26 protein-coding genes and 1 pseudogene are annotated in these 26,097 nt (G+C 48.7%); 13 read left to right on the top strand and 14 right to left on the bottom strand.

The genetic code is table 11. From position 1 onward, the window contains the following. Positions 1-4: 4 nt before the first annotated feature. Entirely contained in the window at positions 5-700 is a 696-nt protein-coding gene (locus DW743_RS15415; RefSeq protein ID WP_022461396.1) for a response regulator transcription factor, read from the bottom strand. Positions 701-892: 192 nt separating this feature from the next. On the opposite strand from DW743_RS15415, the gene DW743_RS15410 reads away from it, so the two are divergent. From DW743_RS15410 to DW743_RS15375, 8 genes are all read left to right on the top strand, one after another. Beyond that, on the top strand, positions 893-1,351 hold the full coding sequence (locus tag DW743_RS15410; RefSeq protein ID WP_158568585.1) for a GGDEF domain-containing protein: 459 nt from the start codon (positions 893-895) through the stop codon (positions 1,349-1,351). 419 nt (positions 1,352-1,770) lie between these two features. Continuing rightward, entirely contained in the window at positions 1,771-3,165 is a 1,395-nt protein-coding gene (gene mgtE / locus DW743_RS15405; protein WP_022461398.1) for a magnesium transporter, read from the top strand. 201 nt (positions 3,166-3,366) lie between these two features. Next, positions 3,367-4,755: an alanine/glycine:cation symporter family protein gene (locus tag DW743_RS15400; RefSeq protein WP_055219316.1), complete on the top strand. Its 1,389-nt coding sequence runs from the start codon at positions 3,367-3,369 to the stop codon at positions 4,753-4,755. Between the two features lie 60 nt (positions 4,756-4,815). Beyond that, positions 4,816-5,721 carry an alpha/beta hydrolase gene (locus DW743_RS15395; protein WP_055219163.1) on the top strand — a complete coding sequence of 302 codons (906 nt, stop codon included), beginning with the start codon at positions 4,816-4,818 and terminating at the stop codon, positions 5,719-5,721. A 1-nt stretch (position 5,722) separates the two neighbouring features. After that, the gene (locus tag DW743_RS15390; RefSeq protein ID WP_055219161.1) at positions 5,723-6,463 is read left to right on the top strand and encodes a LytR/AlgR family response regulator transcription factor; all 741 of its coding nucleotides are present in this window, start codon (positions 5,723-5,725) and stop codon (positions 6,461-6,463) included. Between the two features lie 51 nt (positions 6,464-6,514). After that, positions 6,515-7,174 carry a sensor histidine kinase gene (locus tag DW743_RS15385; protein ID WP_055219159.1) on the top strand — a complete coding sequence of 220 codons (660 nt, stop codon included), beginning with the start codon at positions 6,515-6,517 and terminating at the stop codon, positions 7,172-7,174. 184 nt (positions 7,175-7,358) lie between these two features. Next, complete coding sequence (locus DW743_RS15380; RefSeq protein ID WP_055219157.1) at positions 7,359-9,161, top strand: ABC transporter ATP-binding protein; 1,803 nt, start codon at positions 7,359-7,361, stop codon at positions 9,159-9,161. Continuing rightward, the gene (locus DW743_RS15375; protein ID WP_117762045.1) at positions 9,161-10,981 is read left to right on the top strand and encodes an ABC transporter ATP-binding protein; all 1,821 of its coding nucleotides are present in this window, start codon (positions 9,161-9,163) and stop codon (positions 10,979-10,981) included. The genes DW743_RS15380 and DW743_RS15375 overlap by 1 nt, the downstream gene beginning before the upstream one ends. A 109-nt stretch (positions 10,982-11,090) precedes the next feature. Here the strand turns inward: DW743_RS15375 and DW743_RS15370 are convergent, their stop codons facing one another. From DW743_RS15370 to DW743_RS15355, 4 genes and pseudogenes are all read right to left on the bottom strand, one after another. Next, positions 11,091-11,696 carry an NUDIX hydrolase gene (locus DW743_RS15370; protein WP_117762044.1) on the bottom strand — a complete coding sequence of 202 codons (606 nt, stop codon included), beginning with the start codon at positions 11,694-11,696 and terminating at the stop codon, positions 11,091-11,093. Between the two features lie 26 nt (positions 11,697-11,722). Next, entirely contained in the window at positions 11,723-11,980 is a 258-nt protein-coding gene (locus DW743_RS15365) for a hypothetical protein (RefSeq protein ID WP_055265559.1), read from the bottom strand. An 81-nt stretch (positions 11,981-12,061) separates the two neighbouring features. Beyond that, positions 12,062-12,469: pseudogene (locus DW743_RS15360) on the bottom strand (glycoside hydrolase family 3 N-terminal domain-containing protein); the annotation flags it as partial. Between the two features lie 30 nt (positions 12,470-12,499). Next, positions 12,500-13,138 carry a bifunctional 4-hydroxy-2-oxoglutarate aldolase/2-dehydro-3-deoxy-phosphogluconate aldolase gene (locus tag DW743_RS15355; protein WP_117762043.1) on the bottom strand — a complete coding sequence of 213 codons (639 nt, stop codon included), beginning with the start codon at positions 13,136-13,138 and terminating at the stop codon, positions 12,500-12,502. A gap of 204 nt (positions 13,139-13,342) precedes the next feature. On the opposite strand from DW743_RS15355, the gene DW743_RS15350 reads away from it, so the two are divergent. Continuing rightward, a complete protein-coding gene (locus DW743_RS15350; protein ID WP_117762042.1) occupies positions 13,343-14,218 on the top strand; it encodes an AraC family transcriptional regulator in 876 nt (291 codons plus the stop codon). A gap of 54 nt (positions 14,219-14,272) precedes the next feature. Further along, entirely contained in the window at positions 14,273-14,536 is a 264-nt protein-coding gene (locus tag DW743_RS15345) for a hypothetical protein (RefSeq protein ID WP_055219147.1), read from the top strand. A gap of 147 nt (positions 14,537-14,683) precedes the next feature. On the opposite strand, the gene DW743_RS15340 is transcribed toward DW743_RS15345, so the two are convergent. The 3 genes from DW743_RS15340 to DW743_RS15330 all read right to left on the bottom strand — a co-directional run bounded on the left by DW743_RS15340 (position 14,684) and on the right by DW743_RS15330 (position 17,645). Next, a complete protein-coding gene (locus DW743_RS15340) occupies positions 14,684-15,640 on the bottom strand; it encodes a D-2-hydroxyacid dehydrogenase (protein ID WP_022461361.1) in 957 nt (318 codons plus the stop codon). Positions 15,641-15,815: 175 nt separating this feature from the next. Further along, positions 15,816-16,601 carry a hypothetical protein gene (locus DW743_RS15335; RefSeq protein ID WP_117762041.1) on the bottom strand — a complete coding sequence of 262 codons (786 nt, stop codon included), beginning with the start codon at positions 16,599-16,601 and terminating at the stop codon, positions 15,816-15,818. A gap of 345 nt (positions 16,602-16,946) precedes the next feature. Further along, positions 16,947-17,645, bottom strand: coding sequence for a 5'-methylthioadenosine/adenosylhomocysteine nucleosidase (locus DW743_RS15330; RefSeq protein ID WP_117762040.1), 699 nt, complete (start codon positions 17,643-17,645; stop codon positions 16,947-16,949). Between the two features lie 304 nt (positions 17,646-17,949). Between DW743_RS15330 and DW743_RS15325 the strand changes: the two genes are divergently transcribed. Further along, a complete protein-coding gene (locus DW743_RS15325) occupies positions 17,950-18,192 on the top strand; it encodes a TIGR03905 family TSCPD domain-containing protein (protein WP_022461364.1) in 243 nt (80 codons plus the stop codon). A gap of 186 nt (positions 18,193-18,378) precedes the next feature. Here the strand turns inward: DW743_RS15325 and DW743_RS15320 are convergent, their stop codons facing one another. The 3 genes from DW743_RS15320 to DW743_RS15310 form a co-directional block, all read right to left on the bottom strand. Next, positions 18,379-20,001: an MBL fold metallo-hydrolase RNA specificity domain-containing protein gene (locus DW743_RS15320; protein WP_117762039.1), complete on the bottom strand. Its 1,623-nt coding sequence runs from the start codon at positions 19,999-20,001 to the stop codon at positions 18,379-18,381. 646 nt (positions 20,002-20,647) lie between these two features. Continuing rightward, the gene (locus DW743_RS15315) at positions 20,648-21,145 is read right to left on the bottom strand and encodes a DUF6147 family protein (protein ID WP_117762038.1); all 498 of its coding nucleotides are present in this window, start codon (positions 21,143-21,145) and stop codon (positions 20,648-20,650) included. Between the two features lie 58 nt (positions 21,146-21,203). Continuing rightward, positions 21,204-22,157: a DUF4367 domain-containing protein gene (locus tag DW743_RS15310; protein ID WP_117762037.1), complete on the bottom strand. Its 954-nt coding sequence runs from the start codon at positions 22,155-22,157 to the stop codon at positions 21,204-21,206. A gap of 83 nt (positions 22,158-22,240) precedes the next feature. Here DW743_RS15310 and DW743_RS15305 point away from each other — a divergent pair, with 83 nt between their 5' ends. Continuing rightward, entirely contained in the window at positions 22,241-23,308 is a 1,068-nt protein-coding gene (locus tag DW743_RS15305; RefSeq protein ID WP_022461936.1) for an undecaprenyldiphospho-muramoylpentapeptide beta-N-acetylglucosaminyltransferase, read from the top strand. 3 nt (positions 23,309-23,311) lie between these two features. Here DW743_RS15305 and DW743_RS15300 read toward each other — a convergent pair whose 3' ends face one another. Both DW743_RS15300 and DW743_RS15295 read right to left on the bottom strand, forming a co-directional pair. After that, on the bottom strand, positions 23,312-23,836 hold the full coding sequence (locus DW743_RS15300; RefSeq protein ID WP_158568584.1) for an RNA polymerase sigma factor: 525 nt from the start codon (positions 23,834-23,836) through the stop codon (positions 23,312-23,314). Positions 23,837-23,895: 59 nt separating this feature from the next. Next, positions 23,896-24,312, bottom strand: coding sequence for an HIT family protein (locus DW743_RS15295; RefSeq protein ID WP_172680766.1), 417 nt, complete (start codon positions 24,310-24,312; stop codon positions 23,896-23,898). Between the two features lie 203 nt (positions 24,313-24,515). Here DW743_RS15295 and DW743_RS15290 point away from each other — a divergent pair, with 203 nt between their 5' ends. Then, the gene (locus DW743_RS15290) at positions 24,516-25,199 is read left to right on the top strand and encodes a two-component system sensor histidine kinase NtrB (RefSeq protein ID WP_055219129.1); all 684 of its coding nucleotides are present in this window, start codon (positions 24,516-24,518) and stop codon (positions 25,197-25,199) included. On the opposite strand, the gene DW743_RS15285 is transcribed toward DW743_RS15290, so the two are convergent. Then, on the bottom strand, positions 25,174-25,848 hold the full coding sequence (locus tag DW743_RS15285) for a rhomboid family intramembrane serine protease (protein WP_226906363.1): 675 nt from the start codon (positions 25,846-25,848) through the stop codon (positions 25,174-25,176). The genes DW743_RS15290 and DW743_RS15285 overlap by 26 nt on opposite strands. Between the last annotated feature and the right edge of the window lie 249 nt (positions 25,849-26,097).

The following is a 26,097-nucleotide window of genomic DNA, read 5'->3' as shown; positions in this document are numbered from 1 at the left end:
CTTATTATTGTTTCTCAATCTTATACCCAATTCCCCATACAACTTTCAGATAGCGCGGCTCCTTCGGGTTGATTTCGATTTTCTCACGGATGTGACGAATGTGGACCGCAACGGTGTTGTCCGCACCGATCGCCTCCTCGTTCCAGATGCTCTCGTAGATCTGTTCAATCGAAAATACCTTGCCTGGATTTTTTACCAGCAGCAGGAGAATGTTGTATTCGATCGGGGTCAGTTTGACTGGTTCGCCCTCGACGCTGACTTCTTTTAAATCGTCATTGACGAGAAGCCCGCCGACCTGATACACATTTTCTCCGTCGTCCGCCGGAAGATTTCCAAGTTTCGTGTAGCGCCGCAGCTGAGATTTCACCCTCGCCACCAGCTCGAGCGGGTTAAACGGCTTCGTCACGTAATCATCCGCGCCGATGTTCAGTCCCAGAATTTTGTCCACATCCTCTGATTTTGCGGACAGAATAATGATCGGAATACTGCTCTTTTCCCTGATTTTCAGCGTCGCACGGATGCCGTCCAGTTTCGGCATCATGACGTCGATAATCAGCAGCTGAATCTCCTCCCTCTCGAGCATCTGGATGGCCTGCATGCCGTCATATGCTTTCAGCACATGATAGCCCTCCTGGGTCAGATAAATCTCAATGGCGTCTACAATCTCTCTATCATCATCACATACTAAAATGTTGTACATTTCTTCTTTCTCCACCTTTCATTTTTTCTTTTCCGGCACTTTTTTTCCGCGCCGGACCTCCCACATGATTCAAAGATGATTGTACCGCAAATTCCCTCAAGTTGCCAGATGTCTTTTGTTTTCATCCTTACTGTACCAAAGGAATCTTTAGGTCCGCAAAGGAAAATCTTAAGTTTCTATAAAGTTTTGTCTGTGAATTCAGAGCTCAAACATTTTTTAGACAATTGCAATTATTTTCTTAGCACATCCCTGCTTGCCGTCTATGCGGATCGCAATAATTTAAAGATCATCAACGACCGGTACGGGCATGAAGAAGGGGACTTCTCCATCCGCCTTGTCGGACAGTTTCTGCAGGATTCCATCGGCAAACGCGGTGTCTGCGGACGCATCGGCGGCAATGAATTCGCATGTCTTGTTCCGTGTTCCGACGAAACAATGTCCAGGGATCTGTACCGGACGCTGCACTCCGCATTCGACATTTTTAATAGAACGAGCGAAAAAGCATATAATATTACCGTTTCCACCGGCTTTTATCTGCTTCCGAAAGACATGGATTCCACACTTCCGGAGATGCTCGCGCATGCGGATGCAATGCTTTACGAGGAGAAACAGAAACGAGATAAGAATGTTGCGAAAATTTTACCAAAATAGGAATTGATTTTTTTCTGGAAAGCAGTTAGAATACTTGAGGGATGATTTTTGAATCCCGTATTTCAAGCGAAACAGACCGGCAAAAACGGCTGTTTGATCAAAAAATTTCTAAAAAAAGGCAGGTGAACAGAATGGATAGTTGTGATTCTCATGGGCGAAGTACCAGCATAGGACGGGAACCGGAAAATATGCAGGATGACGGCCATCCTTCTGTCCTGCTTTAATCTTAAATATTTTCCCTTCTTATCCTATGAAAACCCGAAGTAAGACACATGATCCAAACCAGTTTTGAAACGTAATTCTCTGGTTCTTTTTTCGTGTGCTTTTACTGCCCTGTGAGGGTTCCAACATGCTTTTTCGCACCGACAGCACGCATGTTTTTTTCTGCTGTCAAAAAAAGAATGGAGGATAACGAAAAAATGGAAAAACGAGTACAGGATTATACCCAGGAGATCCTGGATACAATCCGCAGTAACTCTTCTCCGGCTGTCATGGGCAGCCGCCTGGAAGATTACCACGAAAATGACCTGGCAGATGTTCTGCCGCTTTTAACGGTTCCGGAGCGATGCAAACTGTACCGCATTCTGGACACGGACATGCTGTCCGATATTTTTGAGTATGCTGAATCCGACAACGTAGCCGAGTACCTCGAAGAGATGGATGTCAAAAAAGCCGCTTCCATCCTCTCCAAAATGGAGACCGATGCACTGGCCGAGGTTCTGCAGAAACTCGACAAAGCAAAGAAAAAACTTCTGATCGAACTGCTCGATCCGGAAGTACGCCACGATATTGAGATGATCGCCTCCTTCGATGAAGATGAAATCGGTAGCCGCATGACGACAAACTGCATCATCATCCGCGAGGATCTGAATGTCAAACAGGCGATGAGCAGCCTGATCGATCAGGCCGCAAAGAACGACAACATCTCTACCATCTTTGTTGTCAATGCGCAGCAGAAATTTTACGGAGCGATCGATCTGAAAAACCTGATCATCGCAAGACGCGACGAGACGCTCGAGGATCTGACCGTAACTTCTTACCCGTACGTATATGCAGAGGAGCCGATCAACGAGTGTATCGAAGAACTGAAGGATTATTCCGAGGATTCTATTCCGGTCCTCGACAATGACAACCGCCTACTCGGTGTCATCACATCATCAAACATCATCGACCTGGTTGATGATGAGATGGGTGAGGACTACGCGATGTTCGCAGGTCTGACCGCAGAGGAGGATTTAAAAGAGCCGTTAAAAGACAGTATGAAAAAACGTCTTCCATGGCTGATCATCCTGCTCGGTCTTGGCATGCTGGTTTCTTCTGTAGTCGGTATTTTCGAACAGGTTGTCACAACCCTTCCGATCATCATGACCTTCCAGTCCCTGATCCTTGACATGGCCGGAAACGTTGGTACCCAGTCCCTGGCTGTTACCATCCGTGTCCTGATGGATGAGTCCCTGACCGGAAAACAGAAATTACAGCTTGTTTTCAAGGAAATGCGCATCGGTTTCTGCAATGGTCTTCTGCTTGGTGTTCTGTCCTTTGCTGTCATCGGACTTTTCATCTTCTTATTCAAGGGAAAGACCATGATGTTCGCATTTTCCGTTTCCGCCTGCATCGGCATCGCACTGCTGCTGGCAATGCTGATTTCCAGTGCCGTCGGCACCTGCATTCCGCTGTTCTTCAAAAAGATCCACATCGATCCGGCGGTTGCTTCCGGTCCGCTCATCACGACGGTCAACGACCTTGTCGCTGTCGTTACATTCTATGGCCTGAGCTGGCTGTTCCTGATCGAGATGCTGCATCTCGCAGGCTGATCTTTTGATACGACTGAAAAATTTTTAAGAGGCAGATATCAACTTTTTCTGGTTTCGGAAAAAGCTGATATTTGCCTCTTATCTTTTCTCTTCCCTTCTTTACATTCCAAACAGAAACCGATATAATAGCAGGTAACGGTGCTTTTATGCTTTGACGTTTCACAGTGCCGCAAATATTTTGAAATGAGGGTTTTTGAAAACATGATTGTCAATCTCATCACCACAGTCTACAACTTTCTCTGGGGCGATCTTTTTACGATTCCGCTCCCGGGCGGCGGCAGTCTCGGAATCTCCCTTTTGATTCTTCTGCTGATCCCAACCGGCATCTATTTTACGATCCGGACACGTTTTCTTCCTATCCGTCTGTTCCCGGACATGATCCGTGCCCTGTCGGAAAAGAAAAATGAAAAAAGCAGCCTTTCTTCTTTTCAGACACTGATCGTTTCCACCGCAACGCGTGTCGGTATGGGAAATCTGGTCGGCGTTGTCGCTGCAGTCTCCGCCGGAGGCGCAGGTGCTGTGTTCTGGATGTGGGTGACGGCTATCATCGGCTCGTCTACCGCGTTTATCGAAGCTACGCTCGCACAGCTTCACAAAGAAGAAGATCCTCTGTACGGCGGCTACCGCGGCGGTCCTGCCTACTACATTCACGATCTGGTTGAAGACCACCTCAAGAAGAAAAAACGATACGTTCTGCCGGCTGTTCTGTTTGCCATTGCCGGTCTGATCTGCTGGTGCGGTATCAGTCAGGTAATCAGCAACTCCGTGGCTTCTTCTTTTAAAAATGCATTTTCCATTCCGCCGCTTTACACCAGTATCATGCTGGTGATTCTTTCTGCAATCATCGTACTGCGGAAAAATGCAACCGTAAAGGTGCTGGATTTTATAGTTCCTGTCATGGCAGTCTGCTATTTCTTTATCACACTGTTTATCATCGCAGTCAACCTCCGTCAGATTCCTTCTGTGTTTGCACGCATTTTTGAGGAAGCCTTCGGACTTCGTCAGATGGCAGCCGGCGGTTTTGGTGCTGTTCTGATGAACGGTGTAAAGCGTGGTCTGTTTTCGAATGAAGCCGGTTCCGGCTCCGCTCCATGCGCCGCTGCCGCCGCAGAATGTGACCGCCCGGCCAAAGCAGGCCTTGTACAGGCGCTCGGCGTTTTTGTTGACACAATCGTCATCTGCAGCTGCACCGCAATGATTATGCTGCTTGCACCAAAGGATCTGATTAATGGCCTTTCCGGCATGGATCTCTTGCAGACCGCCATGCAGTATCATCTGGGAAAATTCGGTGTGATTTTCATTGCACTTACGCTGTTTTTGTTCAGCTTTTCCACGTTCCTCGGCATTTTGTTCTATGCCAGAAGCAACGTTGCCTACCTGTTCGGTGACAAGTGGTGTTTCCAGACCGCTTACAAGGTTCTTGCACTTGTAATGCTGTTTATCGGCGGTATTGCCGCATACACTTTTGTGTGGGATCTTGGTGATGTCGGCATCGGGCTGATGACAATTTTCAACATTATTGCACTGTATCCACTTGCAGGTGAGGCGCTTTCCGAGTTAAAATCATATGAGGAGTCGAAGAAATCGTAAATCCTGTGGATTGCTGTTTCGGACCGAAAAATGGGTTTTTGAAAAAGGAGGTTTTTACACATGATCATTGAACCATCAAACTACACGTATGAGACAATGCCGGACTACACAGACGCGGTAGACGGCGCCGTGGAAATTCCGGTGACCGGAGAGGAAATTGAGATCCGCTATGCGCATGAAGTTGTCTACGACGAGGCGCACAATCTTCATCTGGAAATTTTCACACCATTCCAGATGGCGCACCCGGAGCGCACTTGGCCGTGCATCACATTTATTCAGGGATCCGCCTGGATGAAACAGTATGTCTACCAGAAGGTCGGCATGATCGCCCGTCTGGCGCAGCGCGGCTACGTTGTTGCAATCGTCGAATACCGTCACAGCGGAATCGCACATTTCCCAGCGCAGATCATCGACGCAAAAAATGCGGTACGTTTTCTGCGTGCGCATGCGGAGGAATACAAGCTGAATCCATCGCAGATGTTCCTGATGGGAGATTCTTCCGGCGGACAGGTTTCTTCCGTTGCCGGCATGACCGCAAAGAGCGGAAAACTTGACGAGCCGATCAATGAGGAAAGCTGCGAGGTATGCGGTATTATCGATCTGTACGGAGCTGTTGATGTGACACTGCCGTACGGCTATCCGATAACGCTGAACCATCAGAAACCAGACAGCCCGGAGGGCATGCTGATGGGCTATGACATTACCGAGCATCTTGAGGAGGCTAAGGCAGCCTGCTCCAAAACATACGTGAACGAGGATTTCCCGCCGATGCTGATCGCACACGGCACCAAGGACACGATGGTGTTCTGCCAGCAGAGTGTCGATCTCTACCACGCATTAAAGGATGCCGGAAAAGATGTACAGCTGTATCTTCTTCGCGGCGCAGACCACGGCGGTGCCGCATTCTGGACCGAGGAAATGATTACCGTTTACGATAACTTCTTCAAAAAATGTTTGGGTGAATAACATGAGAATTGCTTACTGCGAAGATGAACCGGCGCAGCGTTCCCGGATGGAACTGCTGCTCCGCACCTTTGCGGAGCGAAAAAGGCTTCCTCTGACCGTGGAAGCCTTTTCAGACTCCGCCGCTTTTCTGTTCCAGTATCCCGGCTCGTATCCGTTTGATCTCATCTTTCTCGATATTGATCTCGGCGGAATGGACGGCATGGCGCTGGCGCGGAAAATCCGTGAAACGGACAGTGAGGTGCCGATTCTCTTTCTGACGAATCATAAAGAATATGTTTTCGAAGGATATGAGGTGCAGGCGTTCCGGTATCTCTTAAAGCCGGTGACAGAGGATACACTGTTTCCGCTGCTCGAGGAGCTGCAGGCGATGCGCGGACAGGAAAAGCCGCATCTGCTGCTTTCACTTGGCGGGGAGACGCAGAAGCTGTTTCTCTCCGACCTGCTTTTTGTGGAATCCGATAATCATTATCTGACGCTGCATACAGCCGCCGGAATGGAAACTTTTAAGAAAAATCTGTCGGAGTTCCGCGAAGAACTTTCTGCCGCATGGCAGGCTTCTGGTGAGACGGGGGAATGTTTTGCGGCCGCACACCGGAGTTATCTTGTGAATCTCGCTCATGTGGAGCGGATCACGCGGACGGAATGTCTCTTGTCGGACGGAACAAAAATTCCGGTCAGCCGCGGATGCTATGCATCACTCAACCATGCGTTCCTGCAGTTTTACCGGCCGAATGCGTTTTAAAGGTTTTGCATTTTTTAATTTCCAATTCCGAACGAACCGAGGTGATGTTTCATGGCGCACATTCCATTTTTATCCCATTATCTGGAACGCAAAAATATCGAATACCAGAACCAGCTTCTCGCCCGCCAGGTCGAGGAAGTGCAGAATATCTATCTGACAATGCGCGGCTGGCGCCATGATTACCACAATCATCTGCAGTCAATGAAGGCATATGTTGAGATGGGACAGTATGATAAGCTGCAGGAATATCTCGGGCTGCTCGAAAATGATCTCGATCAGGTCAACCAGCTCTGCGACTCGGGGAATGTGAATCTCGATGCGATTTTAAATTCCAAAATTTCACTCGCCGAAAAGAACGGCATCCGCGTGGATTACAAGGCAGCCTGCCCGGCCAATCTTACGGTGAGTGATATTGATCTCTGCGCGCTGATCGGAAATCTGATTGACAATGCGGTGGAAGCATGCGAGGGCCTTGCGGATCCCTATATCCGGCTTTATATTGGTGTGCTGAAAAACCAGCTGTATATTTCCGTTACGAATGCAACAAAGGATACTGTGCGGAAGCTGGACAGCGAGTATATCACCACGAAGCGCGGAAATCACGGGCATGGGCTGAAACGGATCAATCTTGTTGTGGAAAAGTACGAAGGATATATCAACCGGCAGAACGAGCCCGGCGTTTTCGTGACGGAGATTATGCTGCCGCTGTAAAAAGCTCTTTCCAGAATTTTTTGATTTTGTCCGATGATTCTACAGAAAAATTTTGCAGAACGTGAACACTTTTTTTGCTGTTCGCGTTCTTTTTTGTTCCATTTACGTACTTTTCCCCCGTGTTTTGCATGAATATGGTAGGATAACTACAGTTCACGAAAGACATGTGACAGAGGAGGTCTTTATGTATTCATTATGGTCTAACTACATTTATATTCATCGGGAGCTGTGGCATTACAGCAAAAAGCCGTTTCTCTTTCAGGCACTCGAAATCGTCTCACAGGTGCTCACCGGCTTTTTCGGGATTCTGCTTCCTGCCGGGATTCTCCTGTTTCTGGAACAGAGCAGCGGCTTTTCCGGATTTGCACTTGGAACGCTCGTTCTCTTTCTTTGCTATGCCGTTGTTTTTGTCAGCCACACCTTTCTGCAATCGCGGAACGCCTGGCAGTATACCGAATTCCGGACCGGCTTTTTTACGCGCCGCCTTCTCTGTCATTTCATGCAGATAGATTATGCGGTTCTGACAGAACCAAAAACGCTGCAGCTCGCCGAAAAAGCCGTCGGAGCCACCTGCAGCAACTGGGTCGGCGTGGAAGGCATGTTCCGATACGATGTCACAATTTATTCTTCGTTTCTTGGGCTGATTCTCTACGCAGGACTGATCGGAACCGTCCATCCGGCTATCATTCTTCTGCTGCTTGTGCTCTCGGTTCTGCAGTTTCTCAGCTACCGCCGCGCGGCTTCTTACGAAGTCCGCCGCAGAGACGATCTGTCTGAAATTGAAGTATCGCAGCGCTATTTCCAGAAACAGTCGTACAACACATCCGCCGGAAAGGATATCCGTCTGTATCAGCTGAACGGATGGCTCGATGGTGTTTATCGCCAGCTCAACAAGCGGTATCAGAAAATTCTGTTCCGCATCCGCAGCGCCTACTTTGCAAATGATCTGCTGACACTTACACTACAGCTTCTGCGCGACGGAATCTGCTATGGCTTTCTGATTTACCGTCTATCCCACGGCACGATGACCGTATCCGGCTTTGTGCTTGCGCTCGGTGCCGTCTCCGGTTTTTCTTCATATTTTAACGAGATCACCGCCGCGCTCTCCAAATCCGTGCTCTGTCTCGAGCAGATCCGCTGGCTGCGGGAATTCTTCGATCTCCCGTTCCCTGCAGGCCACACGCTGCCGTTCCGGCCGGAACTTGCGGAAGAAAAACCGCTGGAAATCTGCTTTTCCCACGTCTCGTTTTCCCATCCGGGCGGCGATAAAAGGATCCTCGATGATGTCAGTTTTACACTCCATGCGGGCGAGCATACGGCACTTGTCGGCATCAACGGCGCCGGAAAATCCACCATTGTCAAGCTGATCTGCGGGCTATATCAGCCAACGGAAGGGAATATCACCATCAACGGCATTCCCCTTGGCAGTCTGAATCCGGCACAGTATTACAAAGCAATCGCGGCGGTCTTTCAGGACCCGTTTGCACTCTCGTTTTCGATTGCAGAAAATGTGAGCTGCTCCCCACTGGAAGAGACCGATCGTAACCGTTGCCGAGAAGCACTCATCCGCGCCGGACTCTGGGAAAAAATTGCAAGTCTGCCGCAGAAAGAAGAAACCTATCTTGGCAAGGATATGGCGGACGACGGCATTACGCTTTCCGGCGGTGAAATGCAAAAACTGATGATGGCGCGGGCACTCTATAAAAATTGCCATCTGCTCCTGCTCGATGAGCCGACGGCTGCGCTCGATGCAATCTCGGAAAATAAAATGTACGAAACCTACAGCACACTGCTGAAAAATAAGACTGCGCTTTTCATCTCGCACCGTCTTGCATCGACACGCTTCTGCGATACGATCCTGTTTCTCGAAAACGGAAAGATCAAAGAATGCGGAACCCACGATGAGCTGATTGCCCTTGGCGGATCGTATGCGCATATGTTTGAGGTGCAGAGCCAGTATTATCAGGAAACGGAGGAAGATATCTGATGAAAATGAAAGAACGGTTTCATGCCATCTGCCGCTTTTTAACTATGGTGAGCCAGGGCAATCACCGCGTGCTGTTCTGGCTTCTCGGAAGCGCTTTTGCAGCTGCAACGCTGCCGTATCTCTCCTTGTTTTTCTCGGCGCGAATTTTGAATTTACTGCTTGCAAAGTCGTACCGCGCCTGTCTGTATACTGTTGTCGTCTTTCTGCTTACGCAGTATGGGCTGGGATTGTTTGAAAAAATCTGCCGCCAGTATCTCAACGGCCAGAAGGAGCTCTGTCTTGCACGCACGGAACAGAAAATCACCGCAAAGGCGCTGGAGCTGGAGTTTGAGAAATTCGAAAAAACAGAGACGATGGATGCCATCCGGCGCACCAACGTCTCCTCCATGGGATCGGGAAATGTGGGTGACCAGCTCATTGTCATTCATACGCTGATCACTTCCCTGCTCTCGGTTCTCTATGCCCTGTTTTTCCTGCTCCGTCTGTTTCTTCTGTCCGACAGCAGCAGGAATAACTTTTTCACCTCGTCGTTTTCGATGCTTGCACTGCTCCTGCTCTGTGGTGTGCAGCTTGCACTTTCCTCCCGCATCAACCGCAGGAGTACGCAGAAAAAGATAGAGCTGAACCAGGGCAACGACCATTCCAACTCGGTTGCCAATTATCTCGTTAATGTGATGCTTGAAGAACGGCGCGCGGACGATATCCGCATCGGTCATCTCGATCATTTTCTCGACGTACAGTTTGGAAAAGCCATGGAACACTTTCTGCCGATGTACCTCGACTTCGCCCGCTTCTCCGCCATCACAGACGGAAAAAACGCGCTGCTTTCGCTCCTTTCCAATTTCGCTGCGTACCTTGTGATCGGCGCCAGGGCTCTGTACGGCGTTCTCCCCATTGGGGATGTTCTTCTGTATGCCGGTTCCGTGACACGCGCCATGAGTGATCTTCAGACATTTCTCGCAACCGGATCGGAGTTCGACTATATCAATTCCTATCTCTCGACCTATGAGGATTTCATTGCGCAGCCGTCTATGGCCTACGACGGTACACTGCCGATTGAGAAACGCGACGACGGCCAGTACGAATTTGCGTTCCACGATGTCTCATTCTCTTATCCCGGTACGAATATTCCGGTACTCGAACATGTGACACTGTCCTTTGCCGTCGGCGGAAAAACCGCCCTCGTTGGCCGTAACGGAGCCGGAAAGACAACACTCATCAAGCTGCTCTGCCGCCTGTATGAGCCAACTTCAGGTTACATCACCCTGAATGGCATTGACATCCGCAAATATAGCTACAAAGAGTACACGCAGGCATTCTCCGTCGTTTTCCAGGATTTCCACCTGTTTTCCCTCCCGCTCGACGAAAACATCGCCGCCGGAACCGAGATTGATGAAGCTGCTTTGCAATCCTCTCTTGCAAAAGTCGGTCTCACCGACCGTGTACAGCAACTCCCGCAGGGCGTCCGCACCCGCCTTTACAACAACAACGGCTCCGGTGTCGACCTTTCCGGCGGCGAGGCCCAGCGCACCGCCATCGCCCGCGCCCTCTACAAGGATGCCCCGTTCGTCATCCTCGACGAGCCGACCGCAGCCCTCGACCCGATCGCTGAGGCTGAAATCTACGAACAGTTCAGCCAGATGACCGCCGGCAAAACCGCTGTCTACATCTCCCACCGCATGAGCAGCTGCAAATTCTGCGACCGCATCATCGTCCTCGACCACGGCCGCATCGCCGAAGACGGAACCCACGACACCCTCCTCGCAAACCACGGCATCTACGCCAATCTTTACGAAACCCAGGCCCAATACTACACCTGAGTCCTCACCATCCCGTCCCCCACAACGTAAATGGGAGTCAGAAAAACACAACCCCTGGCAGTTCGTGCTAAGAACTTCCAGGGGTTGTGTTTTTCTGGCTCCCCTCCACTTATTTCAGGAATGCAAACGGCTCCTCATCATGAATAAAATGCATCAGATGATAAGAACACATAATTGCTACATTTTCTTCCTTTAAGATTCTCTTTGCCTCCTCGCGGTCAGCAAGGACAACTTCGATCACTTCGCTCTCTTCGAGGTATTTGCGGCTGATCTTGCCCTCGCACCAGCCGTAAACGGCAGAGCATGCTTCATCGGTCAGGCCGATTGTGGTGAAGAACGGTTTCTCGTAGCAGGGATCTACTTTCAACGGGTGAAACGTAAGACCGGTCTCCTCATGCATCTCGCGCACGGCAGCCTCATGGAACTCCTCGCCCGGTTCCACCAGGCCTGCCGGGAATTCGTAGATGTAGTCATCAATGGAAACGCGGTACTGGCGCACCAGGACAATTTTGTCGCGTTTTTCCCCGTACAGACTGTACATCAGCACACCGTCCGGCGTATTTTTCCTTGTTTTAATCTTCATCTGCTCGATGGATTTTGCGCGGGAAGCCACGTAATAGCGGAAGTGATGGTTTACTTTGTTTGTCCCTTCCACCAGGTAAAGATTTACGAACGGATTTTCCGTCTGTTTTGTGATTTTTTCAACATTCGGCATAAGTAACAACCTCTTTCTTTTCTCTTTTACTGGTCAAAATCAGTCTCAAACACGCCCTCCGGGGTGCGCATCGTCAGCACGCCGAGGTTGAATTCATCATCCATCACCGTGATGTGGTACTCGAAAATCACATCATCATCAAATTTCGATAATACCACATAGGAACCGTTCTCTTTTCCCTCGATCTGGTCGCAGATGTCATCGTAAACATCGCTTCCCGAAATCGGCCGCGGATAGCCGGATTCTTTGATTTTCTTTTCAATCATTTCATATAATTCGTTCATGTTCTGCCCTCGTTTTTCTTTTTATCGGTTATGTTTCATTGTACCACGAAAAGACCCGCGGGGACAATCCATTGCGGCGATTCACCGTGAACTTTTTTTATTTTCATACATCTTCTGGTCCGCCTGTTTCATGATGACGGATTCCGAGATTTCCATGTTTTCCCGGACCATTCCGCCGACGGTGCCGTTGATTCTGTTGTACGCCGTCATGATGCCCTCTGCACCGCTCTCCTCAATACATCTGCGGAACGGCTCGAGATACAGCTCATATTTATTCCGCGGGTCAATCGAAGAGTTCTTCCAGCCGCGGCCGACCTCGGTGTTGTTTCCATAGAAGTGTTTCAGGGTTGATGCACAGCGCAGATATTTTGGATCGTCGCCCTGCATTCCCTCGATGTAAGCGCCGGCCATTTTTCCGGTCAGCACAGGGTCCTCGCCGTAGCCCTCCTCGTTTCTTCCCCATCTCGGATCACGCTCGAGGTCAACGGTCGGTGCCCAGCGGCTGCGGGAAGGATATCGTCACGTCCGGCTTTCCTTTACGATCTCAACCGCCTCTTTCACCAGCTCTTCGATGCGGTCGAATTCGTTGTTTTCAATCATCGTATTTTTTACCATCCAGCTTCCGCCGCATGCTGCGATGCGGTCGTATGCCAGGTATTCTCTTACATTCTGCGGGTTGATGCCGCCGGTCGGCATGAATTTCATCATGGTGTACGGTGCTGCGATGGCACGGATGTATTTCAGTCCGCCTGCCGGTTCTGCCGGGAAGAATTTCACCATGGTGAGCCCAAGACCGATTGCCTGCGCCATCTCAGTCGGGGTCACGATGCCCGGGATCACTGGTACTTCGTGTGCCTGGCACCATTTTACTACCTCCGGGTTGAGGCCCGGGCTGACGATAAATTTTGCTCCGGCTTTCACGGCGCGGTCCGCCTGCTCGGTTGTGAGCACAGTTCCGGCTCCCACCAGCATCTCCGGGAATTTTTCGCTCATAATGCGGAGGGATTCTTCTGCCGCATCGGTGCGGAAGGTCACCTCGGCGCAGGCAAGTCCGCCCTTGCAGAGAGCTTCGGCAAGCGGCTCTGCTTTTGCTGCATCCTGTAAAACGACAACCGGCACAATGCCGTATGTTCCAAGCTGTTCGAGAATCTGATTCATGATAGCTGTTCCTCCGTTTTGATCTTTATCTGAAATTTATTCTGCATTCTGTTTTTATTTTATTCCCTTGTATCATAACCGGACAAGTTGTTTTTTTCTATTGTGCGAATTGCCGAATACATTGTAAAACTTGCTGTTTTGTGATATGCTGGGAATTGTTGTTATGGTTCAAAAATATCATTTTTTTGCAAGGATGCTTTTATTATGAAAGAAAAACTGCAGACGAAATTTGCCACCCGGCAGTACATGATTTCGGATACGTTTGAGTTATACTATTACAGCACCGACGATGTGCCCGGCGTAAAAGAACATACGCATACGCATTATGAGTTCTATCTCTTTCTCGAAGGGGCGATCTCACTAGAAATCGACGGAGTGCTCTACACACCGACGCCCGGCGATCTTCTTCTGATTCCGCCCGGCGTGCCGCATCATCTGGTGATGCACGACCTGTCTGTGCCGTACCGCCGCTTTGTGTTCTGGGTCAGCGCCGCTTTTGCAGAGCAGCTCCGCGCCCGTTCCGCCGACTACGTTTACCTGATGGAATACGCTGCCGAAAATCAGAAATATCTGTTCCCGCTCGATTCCGTCGAGTTCAACACGATCCAGTACCGCACCATCCGCCTGATCGAAGAAATGCGGTCCGATCATTTTGGAAAAGAGACGCAGATTTTTCTCTACGTCAGCGACCTGCTGATGCAGATCAACCGAACGGTGTATGAGCAGCATCACCCGCTCACCCGGAAAGCACAGCTCTCGCTGTATGAACAGCTCTGTTTCTATATTGATGAGCACCTGTCCGAGAATCTGTCGCTCGAACGGCTGGCGGCGGAACTTTTTGTGAGCAAATATCACATTGCACACGTTTTCAAGGATGAAATCGGCATGTCGATCCACCAGTACATTTCCAAAAAGCGGCTGGCAAGGTGCCGTGAAGCGCTGCTCGGCGATGTACCGGTCACGAAGGTGTATCTGCTGTTCGGATTTCACGACTATTCGAGTTTTTACCGCGCGTTTAAAAAAGAGTACGGAATCTCGCCGAAGGATTTTAAAGAACTGCATACCGTTACCAGCGATTAACACGGTCGTTCCAAATGCACTGTTCACTTTGTACTTTTCAGGAGGATTTTTAATATGTTTCAGATGTGGGGAAAATTAGTGGAAAACAATCATATTCTTCAGGATCTTACCGTCTGCATCGACGATGAGGATACCAGAACGCACAAGGTCTTCCGTGCGCTCGATGAAATCTGTGATGCCTGGAATCTGGCGAAGCCGATCTGGCTCGATACGAATATTTCGGAGTTTAAACGGAGATCGAAAACGCGGTTCACACAGGATAATTTTATTGAATCGCTGGAGTTTGATTATCTGGAAATTCAGATTACAGAGGAATAATGTTCTCTCGTTTTTGCAGCGAATAAAGCAAATGCAAAAGCCGGGCATCCGGCGGAACTTGGGAGCGGCTGTTCTTACAGTCCCCTCTGCGGTTCCGTCGGATGTCCGGCTCTTTTTATGTATTTTGTCCCTGGCTTTGTATCCCTTTTATACCACGCGGTTTTCCATGCCGCCTTCCAGGTACGAAGCAATATTTTTCTGCACCAGTCCGATCAGGCGCGTGCGGGCTTCCTTCGATGCCCAGGCGATGTGCGGCGTGATGTACAGGCGGTCGTCGTCCGCCATTTTCAGCAACGGACTGTCACTGCGGATCGGCTCGCTGGAAAGTACATCGAGCGCTGCTCCGGCGATCAGGCCTTCGCGCAGGGCACAGCAGAGGTCACGCTCATTCACGATCGAGCCGCGGCCGACGTTGATCAGAATTGCGTTCCGCTTCATGTTGGCAAACGTTTCGATATTCATCAGGTTCTCGGTCGCCTCATTTAACGGGGCGTGGATGGAAACCACATCAGAATCCTTCAGCAGACGATAGAGATCGACCCGCTCGTAGTCCGGATCGTCGTGTGCACCGGAGGTGGAGTAATAGATCACACGGCAGCCGAATGCCTGTGCAATCGAAGCCACTTTTCTGCCGATCGCGCCAAGGCCGATGATGCCCCACGTCTTGCCCTCCAGCTCGGTGAACGGTCTGTCCATGCAGGTGAAAAGGCTGCTGGCGGCGTAGCTGCCGTTTTTTACGTAATCATCGTAATAACGGAGTTTTTCTGCCAGATAGAAGTACATCGCAAAGGTGTGCTGGGCCACGCTGACGGTGGAATAGCCGGCGACGTTCGTCACGGCGATGTTGTGGCGCTTCACATAATCGAGATCGATGTTGTTGATGCCGGTTGCGGTGACGCAGATCAGTTTCAGGTTCTCCGCGCCGGACAGGGTGCGGCTGCACATGCGCACCTTGTTGCAGATGACAATATCCGCCTCCCGCACACGCTCCGGGCATTCCTCCTCCGTTGTTTTTTCATATACTGTCACTTCTCCAAAACGGGAAAAGCCGGACAGATCCATGTCCTTTCCCAGTGACTCTGCCTCAAGAATTACAAGTCTCATGTTGGTTCCTCCTTTTGCAGATGATGATTCTGCTTTATCCGGGAAAGCAGTGCCGCCTGTCTGTTTTGAAAGACGGCACTGCCTGAAATATTTTTATCTTAGATACCTGCGGACTGCCGATTCGGAAATATGGTCATGTCGATATGCCATGCTCCCCGGCCTGATCCCCTGGTATTTACACGTATTCGCTGATAATCTCCCTCATCAGCTTCTCTTCCTCTGGCGTCAGCATTCCGGCAAACCTGCTCTCGGCCGCGGCGGTCTGGCGGATGCCCTCCCTGACTTTCGAAATCCTCGCTTCTTTTTCCGGGTCTGCGAACAGTTCATTCCGCTCTTTGGCGGACTCGCTTCCCGCAGTCTGCGGTTTTGCTTTCGCCGCTCCGGTTCCTTCCTGTGCCATGGTTTCCGCCTGCACCGGCTGCCATTCGGTCTGCTGTACGGTTTCCAGCACCGCACTCTGTTTCGTCGCTGCAAACTCATTTTCCAGATAGTCTGTCCAGCCGTTCAGCAGAATTTCCTCTTTTCCGCCGAAATCCAGACAGAGCCGGAAAAAGACAAGGCATCCGGCGAGCGCGATGCCCGTTCCGAGGTAGCGCATCAGCTCCGCCTCTCCATAACGGTATCGGTAGATCGCCCACAGCGAAAGAATCGACAGCGCCAGAACCGTGAGGATCATATTCTGGCTTCCGCGCAGAAGCGTCGGGACTGCCATTCCCGCTGACCTGCCCTGTGCAATCTGGCTGCGCATAAACGCCCCGGCATTCGAAAAGGGATGCGCTTTTCTCTGACACGTTTCCAGCACCGACCTGGTCCATTTCGACTTTGGTTCCTTCAGCCTTCCGAGATCGCGGATGGCCCGGGTGTAGAAACGGTTATTCCAGAACAGGCACCACACACCGGCGATTCCTGCTGCTATCATTGCGTATAAGAACACATTTTGTTTCACACAAAACTCCAGCATTCTTATTCCCCCTGATGATTTTTGAATTTGCCTGTCATGATCATATGCCGGTGCTCCCGTTCCGTTGCGGTGCATCGGCGGATGCCGCGGCAGAATTTGCGCGCACAGGATTCTTCCGCTGGCATATCGGACAGAAGGACGTCTCCTCCTCCGATGTGCCACAGTATAGCACTGCCGGAAAAATTTGGAAACAAAAAACGTTCGTCAAATTCTTTGTGATTCTGTGCTTTTTCGCGTGAATTTTTATTTTTCGTTCCTTCAGGGGACTGCTTTCGTGCCGGTTCGCGTGGTTTCGCTGGTTTTCGCCTGCCCGTTTGTCGATTTTTTCTTCTTGCTTTTTTTAGATTACAGGCGTTTTACCATTTCCTGCAGCAGGTTGACACAGTGGCGGGCTGCCTCGCTCTCAAAGGTCGGGTAGTCCATTGTTGCGCTGTCGTCTGCTTTGTCGGAGATGGCGCGGAGTACGACGTATGGAATCTTGTTCAGATAAGCGCCCTGCGCAATCGCAGCGCCCTCCATCTCGGCGCAGGAACCGTTGAATTCCTCGATCAGACGGTTTTTCACTTCTTTGCTGGAAATAAACTGGTCACCGCTGACCACGCGTCCGCGGAATACCTGGATTTCCGGATTGACTTCCTTGCAGACTTCCTCTGCCACCTCTGCGAGGTGCTCGTCTGCCGGGAAACTTAAAACACCCATCTGCGGAATCTCGCCGAGCGGGTATCCGAAGATGCGCACATCCATGTCGTGCTGAACAGCATCGGTCGAAATGACGATATCGCCGATGTTGATTTCATTCCGCAGGGAGCCTGCAATTCCGGTGTTGATGACACAGTCCACGCCGTAATCATCTACAAGAATCTGGGTGCAGATACCGGCATTTACTTTGCCGATTCCGCTGCGCACAACAACCACTTCTTTTCCGTTCAGGTAACCGTGGTTGAACTCCATGGATGCTTTCGTGCGGATTGTAACATCCGTCATCATTTCCTTTAAGCTTGCAACTTCAACTTCCATTGCACCGATGATTCCGATTAACTTCATGTTTATGATATCCTCCAATAACTTTACATGTACTCCCCGATTCTTTCTGTTCTTGCTTTTATGAAATCATTTTTGTCAGCGGTCAGCCGCTAAAGTAAGAACGGAAAACTCCGGGAGTCCATTTTCTTTTCCTTCTGGTTTCTTTGTAATTCCTGTTACAGTATACAATAAATTTTGGATCTGTGGTATCTTTTTTCTTTGCTGTTTTCGTAATCTATGGTATAATAGCAGGAACCGAAGAATTATCGTGGCTGAAGTTCACGATAATGTTCTAATTTTTTATTCACAAAGGAGGATCTTATCGATGGAATATACAACAAAAGGTACCTGTTCCAGAAAAATTCTGTTTGAGGTAGAAGACGGTAAAGTACACAACGTACAGTTCGTAGGCGGATGCAACGGAAACACACAGGGTGTTGCAAGACTCGTTGAGGGCATGGACGTAAACGAAGCCATCTCCCGCATGAAAGGCATCGACTGCAACGGACGCGGAACATCATGTCCAGACCAGCTTGCAAAAGCACTGGAACAGGCAATTCAGAAATAACTCTTTTTAACGCTTGCTCTTTTTTATAATAAATCCCCGGGAATGCTCACCCGGGGATTTTGTAATTTATGCACTTCTGTTTTTTCTTTTCTGATGCAGCACAGCCTCCCTGCCGCCTGCTTTCTGCCGCTCTTTCTTCTATATATAATAGCGCGGTCTTTCTTCCTTCCGGTCGCTGAAACAGTTTTATCTGTCCCATTTGTCGCAGAGACTGTTGATCTGATCGGCAAATTTCGAAAGGTCTTTGTTAGCACCGCCTTTGTTTCTTGTAATGACGGTGAGCAGCCGCTGACCAGCCGCAACGAGACGATCGAAGACGGCATTTCCGCTGCTTCTCGTGCGCAGTGTTCCTGCGTTTGCCGTTGTTTCCTTCTGGATCGGAATGCCGACAGTTTTCTCGATAAATTCATTTTCTTTCAGATCAAATACGGTTCCGGAGAACGGAGCCATCGCCGGGTAGCGGAATTCATCCCACAGTTTTTCTGCAAAAAGTTCCGTCACCTTATCCTCTCCGTGCGTCACGAAAACGCGGTCCGGTTTTGCCCGCAGACTGCCCGCCCATTTGAGCAGTCCTTCCTGATCTGCGTGGCCGCTCATGCCCGGGAACTGGATGATGTGCGCGTTCACATGAACCTCTTCCTGGAACAGTTTCACTTCCTTCGCGCCTCCGATCAGCGCCCGTCCCAGTGTACCGACGGCCTGATAGCCGACGAAGAGAACCGTACTCTCCTGCCGCCAGAGGTTGTGCTTCAGATGATGCTTGATTCGTCCTGCATCGCACATGCCGCTCGCGGATATGATGACCTTCGGGGTTTCGTTGAAGTTGATGGCTTTCGACTCATCGGATGTAATCGAGAGCTTTAAGCCCGGAAACAGAATCGGATTAATGCCCTGCGCAAGGAGCGCAGCTGCATCGGAATCGTAGCACTCTTTCTGATGATCGCGGAAAATATTGGTTGCCTCAACGGCAAGCGGACTGTCCACGTAAACCGGGAATTCGCCGTGGCCGTGAACCAGATGTTCTGCCTTAATTTCACGAATAAAGTACAGCATCTCCTGCGTTCTTCCAACAGCAAACGACGGGATCACGAGGTTGCCGCCGCGGTCGAGCGTTTCCTGAATGATTTTTGCCAGCTCCGGTACATAATCCGGTTTCGGACCGTGGCTCCGGTCACCGTAGGTGGATTCCATAATCACGTAATCAGCGCTCTCTGGGTACTCCGGGTCGTTGATCAGCGGCTGATGGATATTTCCGATATCACCGGAGAAGAGCAGTTTTTTCGTCACACCGTCCTCTGTCAGCCACAGCTCAATGGATGCGGAGCCGAGCAGATGACCGGCATCGAGGAAACGGATCTGAATGCCGTCCGATAGTGTCACACGCTGATGATACGGAATGCCCTCCAGTAAGCGGATCACGCCGAGGGCATCCTCCATTGTGTATGGTGTGACGTAATCTTCTTTTCCCGCCCGGCGGTTTTTGCGGTTCCGCCACTCGGCCTCGGCGAGCTGAATGTGTGCGCTATCGCGGAGCATGATGTCCGAAAGCGCTACCGTCGCCGGGGTCATATAGATTGGACCGCGGAAGCCGTGTGCATACAGCAGCGGCAGATTTCCGGTGTGATCGATGTGCGCGTGCGTGATCAATACGAAATCCAGCTGGGATGCTGGAACCGGAATCGGCTTGTTTTCATAAATATTCGGTCCCTGCTCCATACCGCAGTCCACTAAAAACTTCTTCCCGGCAGCCTCCAGATAATAACAACTGCCCGTCACTTCATGTGTTGCTCCAAGAAATGTAAGACGCATAAGATGCCTCCTGTTCTCCCGTTTTGTTCGGGGACAAAATGTTGTCACTGCGGGTCAAATCACGCGTTATGCGTTTGGCCCGTTATCGCGGCAGTCGTCAAGTTCTCATGCCAGCATGGTCTTTGACGCGTTGTCCGCGAAAATAATCTGAAATTCCTTTTGTATTTTATGCTTATTCTCTCTTTTTTGATTATTATAGCATAATATCTGGCAGATTCCAACGGAATTTTAAGGCAGATTGCACAACAATCTTGATATTTTTGTTCAATTATGGGCATCGGCCGCCGGAAGTGCATAGAAAAGAGGCACCGGTATTCCTGCAGTAATACCGATGCCTCACTTATCGGGGCCAGCCGATGTTCCGTATGATCACTCACACGCTGAACATAGTAACACATGATGACTCAGATCTGTGTTGTGGTTGGAAAAAGGAATTTCGACGCGTTGAAAATCCTGAAAGATCTGCGTTTTCGTCTTAATATATTCATTGTTATAAGGTTTCTATAGGGGACTGGCCCCGTGGGGTTTTAAAGGGATGAGGGAGTTACAAATTACTGGTTTAAAAATTGATTTTATTTGTTTGCAGTTCTCTCTTGTGCTCATAAAACAATGATTTGTTTGTTTTGTTTAATTTTTAGATATTTCGTTATCCAATATAAATACCGTTGGTTCTACTACCTCCGTTTTCAGTGACTCCATTCTTTGTGCAGGAATGATATCCTCTTAAACGATAATAATAGCCTTTTTCTACTTTTACTTCTTTACTGAAATACAGAGAATTTGTATTATAGTCTACATTTTCCCATTTTTTGTAACTATAAAAATCCTCACTTCCACTAGAGCGTTCTAAATATACATTTAATTTTACTGTGTTGCAACTTACATTGCATTCTGTTCCACCAAATATTCCTACATAACCATTTCCATTGTTAGTAATTCTTACAGTTCCCTGATGTAAATACGTACTTCTAGCTACGCTAAGATATTCTCCTGATGACTCCTCTTCATTTGTTAAAATGGATCCATCTATTGTATTTCCTAAATAATCCAATGTTCCTGCTTGCACATTGATGGTATTTAATGTTAAAGACAAAACAAACATTACACAAAAGAGTAAGTTCTTCAAGTTCATAACCTTTTTCATACTTCCTCTTTCCCCTCGTCCTCATCTACATTTTATATACGTGTAAATCATATAATTATTACAAGTTATACTGCATTTCATTCAATATTTTTAATAACTCTTCTTTCGCAATTTGCCCACTCAATTCATAATAAACATCTTTATAACGCCACTTTACATAATAGTTCTTTTCATCATTTTCAGATATTGTTCCCATTTCAATATCCAATATGTTATCAAACGTTTCTACCTCAACATTTTCACTATCTTGCCAATCACTTTGTGACAAATCATTCTCATTTGCTGATAATCGAAAATAAATTTCTTTTTCACCATATTTGTATTGGATTATAGCCAGCTTAGTTTCTTTAGATATGTATGTTCTGTTATACTCCATGCCCTTTGGAATGTAATAAAATTCTGGAACTTCTATGTGCAAATTCTCCCTTATTTCCTTCTGTGCTTCATCTAAACTTCCCGTCGAATATTTTCTCGTCTCACCATTGTCTGTTCCTGTTGAACTCCCTGCATTCCAAACTCCATGTACACTCTCCACCAGTCGAATCCGATTCGCCTCGCTCGTCATACTAGCTCCAAAAACGCAAGCCCCCACAACCAACACAACACCAGCCGCTTTCGCCGTCCGTACCCAGTGTTTTGTTGTTTTCGCTCTCTTCGCAATCTTCTTCTGTCTCTCCGCCTGCTTTTCGCGTTCTGCCTTTCTCTCCACGATCTGGCGGCGGATCTCCAGTGTTTTTTCTGTCGGATTCCCTTCCGCGTCCGCGAGTCCTTCCTTCTGGAGGCGCTGCTGGAAGCGCTCGTACATTGCGTTCAGTTCTTCCTCTGAAAGCGCAGGCGCAGCCTCCTGTTCTGTTGCTGTGTTTCCTTCCTCTGCCTTTACAACTGCCGATTCCCCTTCCACCGTTTTCGAATCCGCAGCCATTTTTTCTTCCATCGTCTGCTCCAGTTTCTTTTTCAGCTGTTCTTCTTTTTCTATCTTTTTCATCTTCTTCCGTTCCTCGGCATTTTCCATGTTGTAACCGCTCTTGACTTTTTTTCTTCTTGAGGGGATAATAAAAGCCAAATGATATTATCAAATTCCAGGGAGGAATTCTCATGAAGCATATTGTTCTGACAGGCGGAGGTACCGCCGGCCATGTTACCCCGAATATTGCCCTGATTCCAAAATTAAAGGAAGCAGGTTATAAAATCTCTTATATCGGTTCCTACGACGGTATGGAGCGCAAGCTGATCGAAGATCTCGGCATTCCGTATTACGGAATTTCATCCGGAAAGCTGCGCCGCTACTTCGATCCGAAAAACTTTTCCGATCCATTCCGCGTCGTAAAAGGCTACTTTGAAGCAAAAAAACTGCTCAAAAAGCTGAAACCAAACGTTGTCTTCTCCAAAGGCGGCTTCGTTTCGGTACCGGTTGTCCTTGCCGCCAAAGCATGTAAAGTCCCGGCGCTCATCCATGAATCGGATATGACGCCTGGCCTGGCAAATAAGCTGTGTATTCCGTCCGCTGCAAAGGTCTGCTGTAATTTCCCGGAAACCGTTAAATGTCTCCCGGAAAACAAAGCCGTTCTGACCGGAACGCCAATCCGCCAGGAACTGCTGTCCGGCGATGCACGGGAAGGCCTGAAGTTCTGCGGATTCAATGCCGCAAAACCGGTTATTCTCGTCATCGGAGGAAGCCTCGGTTCCGTCGCTGTCAATAATGCGGTCCGTTCTATTTTACCAGAACTTCTGAAAGATTTCCAGGTGATTCATCTCTGCGGTAAAGATAAACTGGATGCATCCTTAAATGGTACCGAAGGTTACGTTCAGTTCGAGTACATCAAAGATGAGCTCCCGGATCTCTTCGCCGCAGCAGATCTGATCATCTCCCGCGCCGGCGCAAATGCGATCTGCGAAATCAGTGCTCTGGCAAAACCAAACATTCTGATTCCGCTTTCTGCCAATGCCAGCCGCGGAGACCAGATTTTAAATGCGCGTTCCTTTGAGCGTCAGGGTTACAGTAAAGTTCTGGAAGAAGAATCCGTGAATGCGCAGACTCTTCAGTCCGCAATCCGTGAGGTTTACGAAAACCGTCAGACCTACATCAATGCGATGAAGAAGAGCAGCCACACCGATTCCATCGGCCGCATCCTTTCCCTGATCCAGGAATGCGAACGCAAATAGTAACTACAGAAATCCCCTTTCTCTGGCTTTGTCAGCAAAGTGCTGGCAAAGCCATTTTTTCGTCCGGGTCATTTTCACCCGCAGATTTCCTATGGTGATACCCATTTCGGATGCTACTTCCTTTTCCGAACGCTCATGCACCTTGATTTCACGCGTAATATAATAACCCGATTCATCATGATCTTTCAGTGCATCCATCACTTCCCGAAAAAAATGATTTCTCTCCTGCTTTTCTTCCTCTGCAAGCGTCGGAAGTTCCATCTCTTCCGCCCGAAGATCCTCATCCAGTTCGTTCCAGTCAAAACGTTGTGCTTTTCTTTGATAATCAATTCCCAGATTCTTTGCAGCGACACGGACCCAGCCTTCTACTCTGTCTTCATCCAGCGCATCAATATTCAGGTACAGTTTCACCATCGTTTCCTGTGCGATATCATCCGCATCGGCTTCATTGTGTACCACCTGCATTGCGGCTGAATAGGCTGTCATTACATACTTTTTATATATTTCTGAAAAGTTATTTTTGTCCATTGTTCTCCGCCCCTGTTCGTCTGTCATTGATTCTTTTTCTGGCTGCTGACAGCCTTTTCTCAGGCCTTCAGCTCTGCCGTCACGCTCTCAATGATCTGCTCTTTTACCGCATCCTCGAGAGTTCCCTGCTTCCATGCAGCAATACCGGCATTGTCACCTTCATATCTTGGAATCAGATGCATATGGAAGTGGAATACCGTCTGTCCTGCTGCCTCACCATTGTTCTGTACCAGATTGAAGCCATCAGAATGAAGCGCTTTCGTCATGGCCGTCGCCATTTTTTTGCCGAGAATCATTGCTTTCGCTGCGGTTTCATCCGGAATTTCATAAATGTTTGCAAAATGCTGTTTTGGAAGAATCAGCGCATGTCCTTTCGTTGCCGGTCCCTGATCCAGAATGACACGGAACTCATCGTCCTCATACAATGTCGCGGTTGGAATTTCTCCGTTTGCTAATTTACAAAAAATACAATCCATGATCTTTTTCTCCTTTACTTTTTTTAATTCTTCTGTTGTTCCGAATCCCGTTCTGCACGGTTCCGAACAACTCTATTTTCTCACTATTTGTCGAAAAATGTCAAATAATGCAGAACGCTTTTTGTTGCGCGCTCCCCCTTTTCAATGCTAAACTTTTGCCTAATCAAAAATCATTACCTACGCATCATAAGGAGGATACGGCTATGTCAAAAGAACCAACAACCAATTCACAGGGCTTATCGGAAGAATGTCACGCTATGATTTCCCGGATTTCACATGAGGTTCGAAATCCTGTTGCGGTTATCCACAGCTTTCATCAGCTTCTTCTTTTAGCGCATCCGGAGCTTTCCAACGATCTCTATTTTCAGAAAATCCAGGAAAATATGGCTTTTCTGAACTCCCTGCTCGATGAGCTCTCCTGCTATAATCATTCATATCGGGCGGTACGCGCTTACGTGAATCCTTATCTTCTGCTCCAGAATCTCTGTGCCGATACCGGCGTTCTCCTCGAAAAACAACAGGTTTCCATTGAACTTGTCAAGGAATCTGCCATTCCGCGCTTTGCCCTTGATACCACGCAATTTCGTCAGCTTTTTCTGAACCTGATCCGAAATGCGGCGGAAGCAATGCCTTCCGGCGGAACGATCAAAATCTCTCTCTGTTTCGACGGTGACTTTCTGACCATCCGTGTGCAGGACACTGGCTGCGGAATCCCCGCCGAGGATCTGCCGACTCTCTTTGACCTTTTTGTCACACATAAGAAAAACGGAACCGGCCTTGGACTTGCCATCTGCAAGGAAATTGTAACCGCACACGACGGCACGATTTCCGTTTCTTCCGTTCCCGGGGAAGGAAGCACCTTTACGGTCGTTTTCCCCTTTTCCTGATCCTTGCCATTCCCGGATAGAGAACCGCCATCAGGACTGCACCTGCCAGAAAACCGCCGATGTGTGCGAAGTTGTCCACATTTGAAGACTGGAATCCGACCAGCAGCGAAAGGACAGCCATGACGGCCATCCTCCGGAAGGTGAGATCCTCCAGCCTTCCTTTCCGAAATGCCAGAAGAACAAGCATCGCTCCGACAGCAGAAAAAATCGCTCCCGAAGCGCCGGCGGAAACTGCCGGTGCTTCCCCTGTTTTCATCAGGGACAGTTCATGCAGATACGAGCACAGATTTCCGACGAGTCCGCCGCCCAGATAGATGACCAGATAACGGATCTTTCCAACTGCGCGTTCCAGGTAATCCCCAAGGAACAAAAGAAGCAGCATGTTGTTGATCAGATGCTGGATGCCAAAGTGAAGAAACATACTCGTAAACAGGCGATAGTATTCTCCGCTCTCAATCAGCGGCGCATACGCCGCACCGCAGTCCATCATATGTCTGGAGCTCTCTGTCCCTCCGGTCAGTGTGACTGCAAGGAATACCAGAATATTGCATACGACGATGACCAGATTGATGCTGTTTTTTGACCTCTTCCACATACGGTCCACGATATCTTCGTTCGGATCGTAACTGTTTTTCCTTTGTTCTTCCATTACATCATTTCCTTATCTGTGCTATTTTTTTATTATAATTTAATTCACTTGTAAATGCAAGAAATCGTCAAATTTTTTTCTTTTTTGATAAACGTTTTTCGACAATTATTGACGCTTCACGACGGCTTTCGACGTTTTATGACATTATTTTTTACATTATTTCTTTTTTTAATTTTATGCATAATTTTCTTTTCTATAACTATAAATGAGCAAATATCGAATTTTGCACAAACTTATCCCACAAACTTA

The organism is Blautia sp. AM28-27 (assembly GCF_003480905.1).
Taxonomy (GTDB): Bacteria; Bacillota; Clostridia; order Lachnospirales; family Lachnospiraceae; genus Fusicatenibacter; species Fusicatenibacter saccharivorans.
The sequence above is the reverse complement of the archived record's forward strand: the minus strand, read 5'-3'. Positions and strand labels throughout refer to the sequence as shown.

What these genes read in the sequence shown, in the direction of transcription:
- DW743_RS15415 (WP_022461396.1), bottom strand. Translation starts at nt 700, where the DNA reads ATGTACAACATTTTAGTATGTGATGATGATAGAGAGATTGTAGACGCC.
- mgtE (WP_022461398.1), top strand. Translation starts at nt 1,771, where the DNA reads ATGGAAAAACGAGTACAGGATTATACCCAGGAGATCCTGGATACAATC.
- DW743_RS15400 (WP_055219316.1), top strand. Translation starts at nt 3,367, where the DNA reads ATGATTGTCAATCTCATCACCACAGTCTACAACTTTCTCTGGGGCGAT.
- DW743_RS15395 (WP_055219163.1), top strand. Translation starts at nt 4,816, where the DNA reads ATGATCATTGAACCATCAAACTACACGTATGAGACAATGCCGGACTAC.
- DW743_RS15390 (WP_055219161.1), top strand. Translation starts at nt 5,723, where the DNA reads ATGAGAATTGCTTACTGCGAAGATGAACCGGCGCAGCGTTCCCGGATG.
- DW743_RS15385 (WP_055219159.1), top strand. Translation starts at nt 6,515, where the DNA reads ATGGCGCACATTCCATTTTTATCCCATTATCTGGAACGCAAAAATATC.
- DW743_RS15380 (WP_055219157.1), top strand. Translation starts at nt 7,359, where the DNA reads ATGTATTCATTATGGTCTAACTACATTTATATTCATCGGGAGCTGTGG.
- DW743_RS15375 (WP_117762045.1), top strand. Translation starts at nt 9,161, where the DNA reads ATGAAAATGAAAGAACGGTTTCATGCCATCTGCCGCTTTTTAACTATG.
- DW743_RS15370 (WP_117762044.1), bottom strand. Translation starts at nt 11,696, where the DNA reads ATGCCGAATGTTGAAAAAATCACAAAACAGACGGAAAATCCGTTCGTA.
- DW743_RS15365 (WP_055265559.1), bottom strand. Translation starts at nt 11,980, where the DNA reads ATGAACGAATTATATGAAATGATTGAAAAGAAAATCAAAGAATCCGGC.
- DW743_RS15355 (WP_117762043.1), bottom strand. Translation starts at nt 13,138, where the DNA reads ATGAATCAGATTCTCGAACAGCTTGGAACATACGGCATTGTGCCGGTT.
- DW743_RS15350 (WP_117762042.1), top strand. Translation starts at nt 13,343, where the DNA reads ATGAAAGAAAAACTGCAGACGAAATTTGCCACCCGGCAGTACATGATT.
- DW743_RS15345 (WP_055219147.1), top strand. Translation starts at nt 14,273, where the DNA reads ATGTTTCAGATGTGGGGAAAATTAGTGGAAAACAATCATATTCTTCAG.
- DW743_RS15340 (WP_022461361.1), bottom strand. Translation starts at nt 15,640, where the DNA reads ATGAGACTTGTAATTCTTGAGGCAGAGTCACTGGGAAAGGACATGGAT.
- DW743_RS15335 (WP_117762041.1), bottom strand. Translation starts at nt 16,601, where the DNA reads ATGCTGGAGTTTTGTGTGAAACAAAATGTGTTCTTATACGCAATGATA.
- DW743_RS15330 (WP_117762040.1), bottom strand. Translation starts at nt 17,645, where the DNA reads ATGAAGTTAATCGGAATCATCGGTGCAATGGAAGTTGAAGTTGCAAGC.
- DW743_RS15325 (WP_022461364.1), top strand. Translation starts at nt 17,950, where the DNA reads ATGGAATATACAACAAAAGGTACCTGTTCCAGAAAAATTCTGTTTGAG.
- DW743_RS15320 (WP_117762039.1), bottom strand. Translation starts at nt 20,001, where the DNA reads ATGCGTCTTACATTTCTTGGAGCAACACATGAAGTGACGGGCAGTTGT.
- DW743_RS15315 (WP_117762038.1), bottom strand. Translation starts at nt 21,145, where the DNA reads ATGAAAAAGGTTATGAACTTGAAGAACTTACTCTTTTGTGTAATGTTT.
- DW743_RS15310 (WP_117762037.1), bottom strand. Translation starts at nt 22,157, where the DNA reads ATGGAAAATGCCGAGGAACGGAAGAAGATGAAAAAGATAGAAAAAGAA.
- DW743_RS15305 (WP_022461936.1), top strand. Translation starts at nt 22,241, where the DNA reads ATGAAGCATATTGTTCTGACAGGCGGAGGTACCGCCGGCCATGTTACC.
- DW743_RS15300 (WP_158568584.1), bottom strand. Translation starts at nt 23,836, where the DNA reads ATGGACAAAAATAACTTTTCAGAAATATATAAAAAGTATGTAATGACA.
- DW743_RS15295 (WP_172680766.1), bottom strand. Translation starts at nt 24,312, where the DNA reads ATGGATTGTATTTTTTGTAAATTAGCAAACGGAGAAATTCCAACCGCG.
- DW743_RS15290 (WP_055219129.1), top strand. Translation starts at nt 24,516, where the DNA reads ATGTCAAAAGAACCAACAACCAATTCACAGGGCTTATCGGAAGAATGT.
- DW743_RS15285 (WP_226906363.1), bottom strand. Translation starts at nt 25,848, where the DNA reads ATGGAAGAACAAAGGAAAAACAGTTACGATCCGAACGAAGATATCGTG.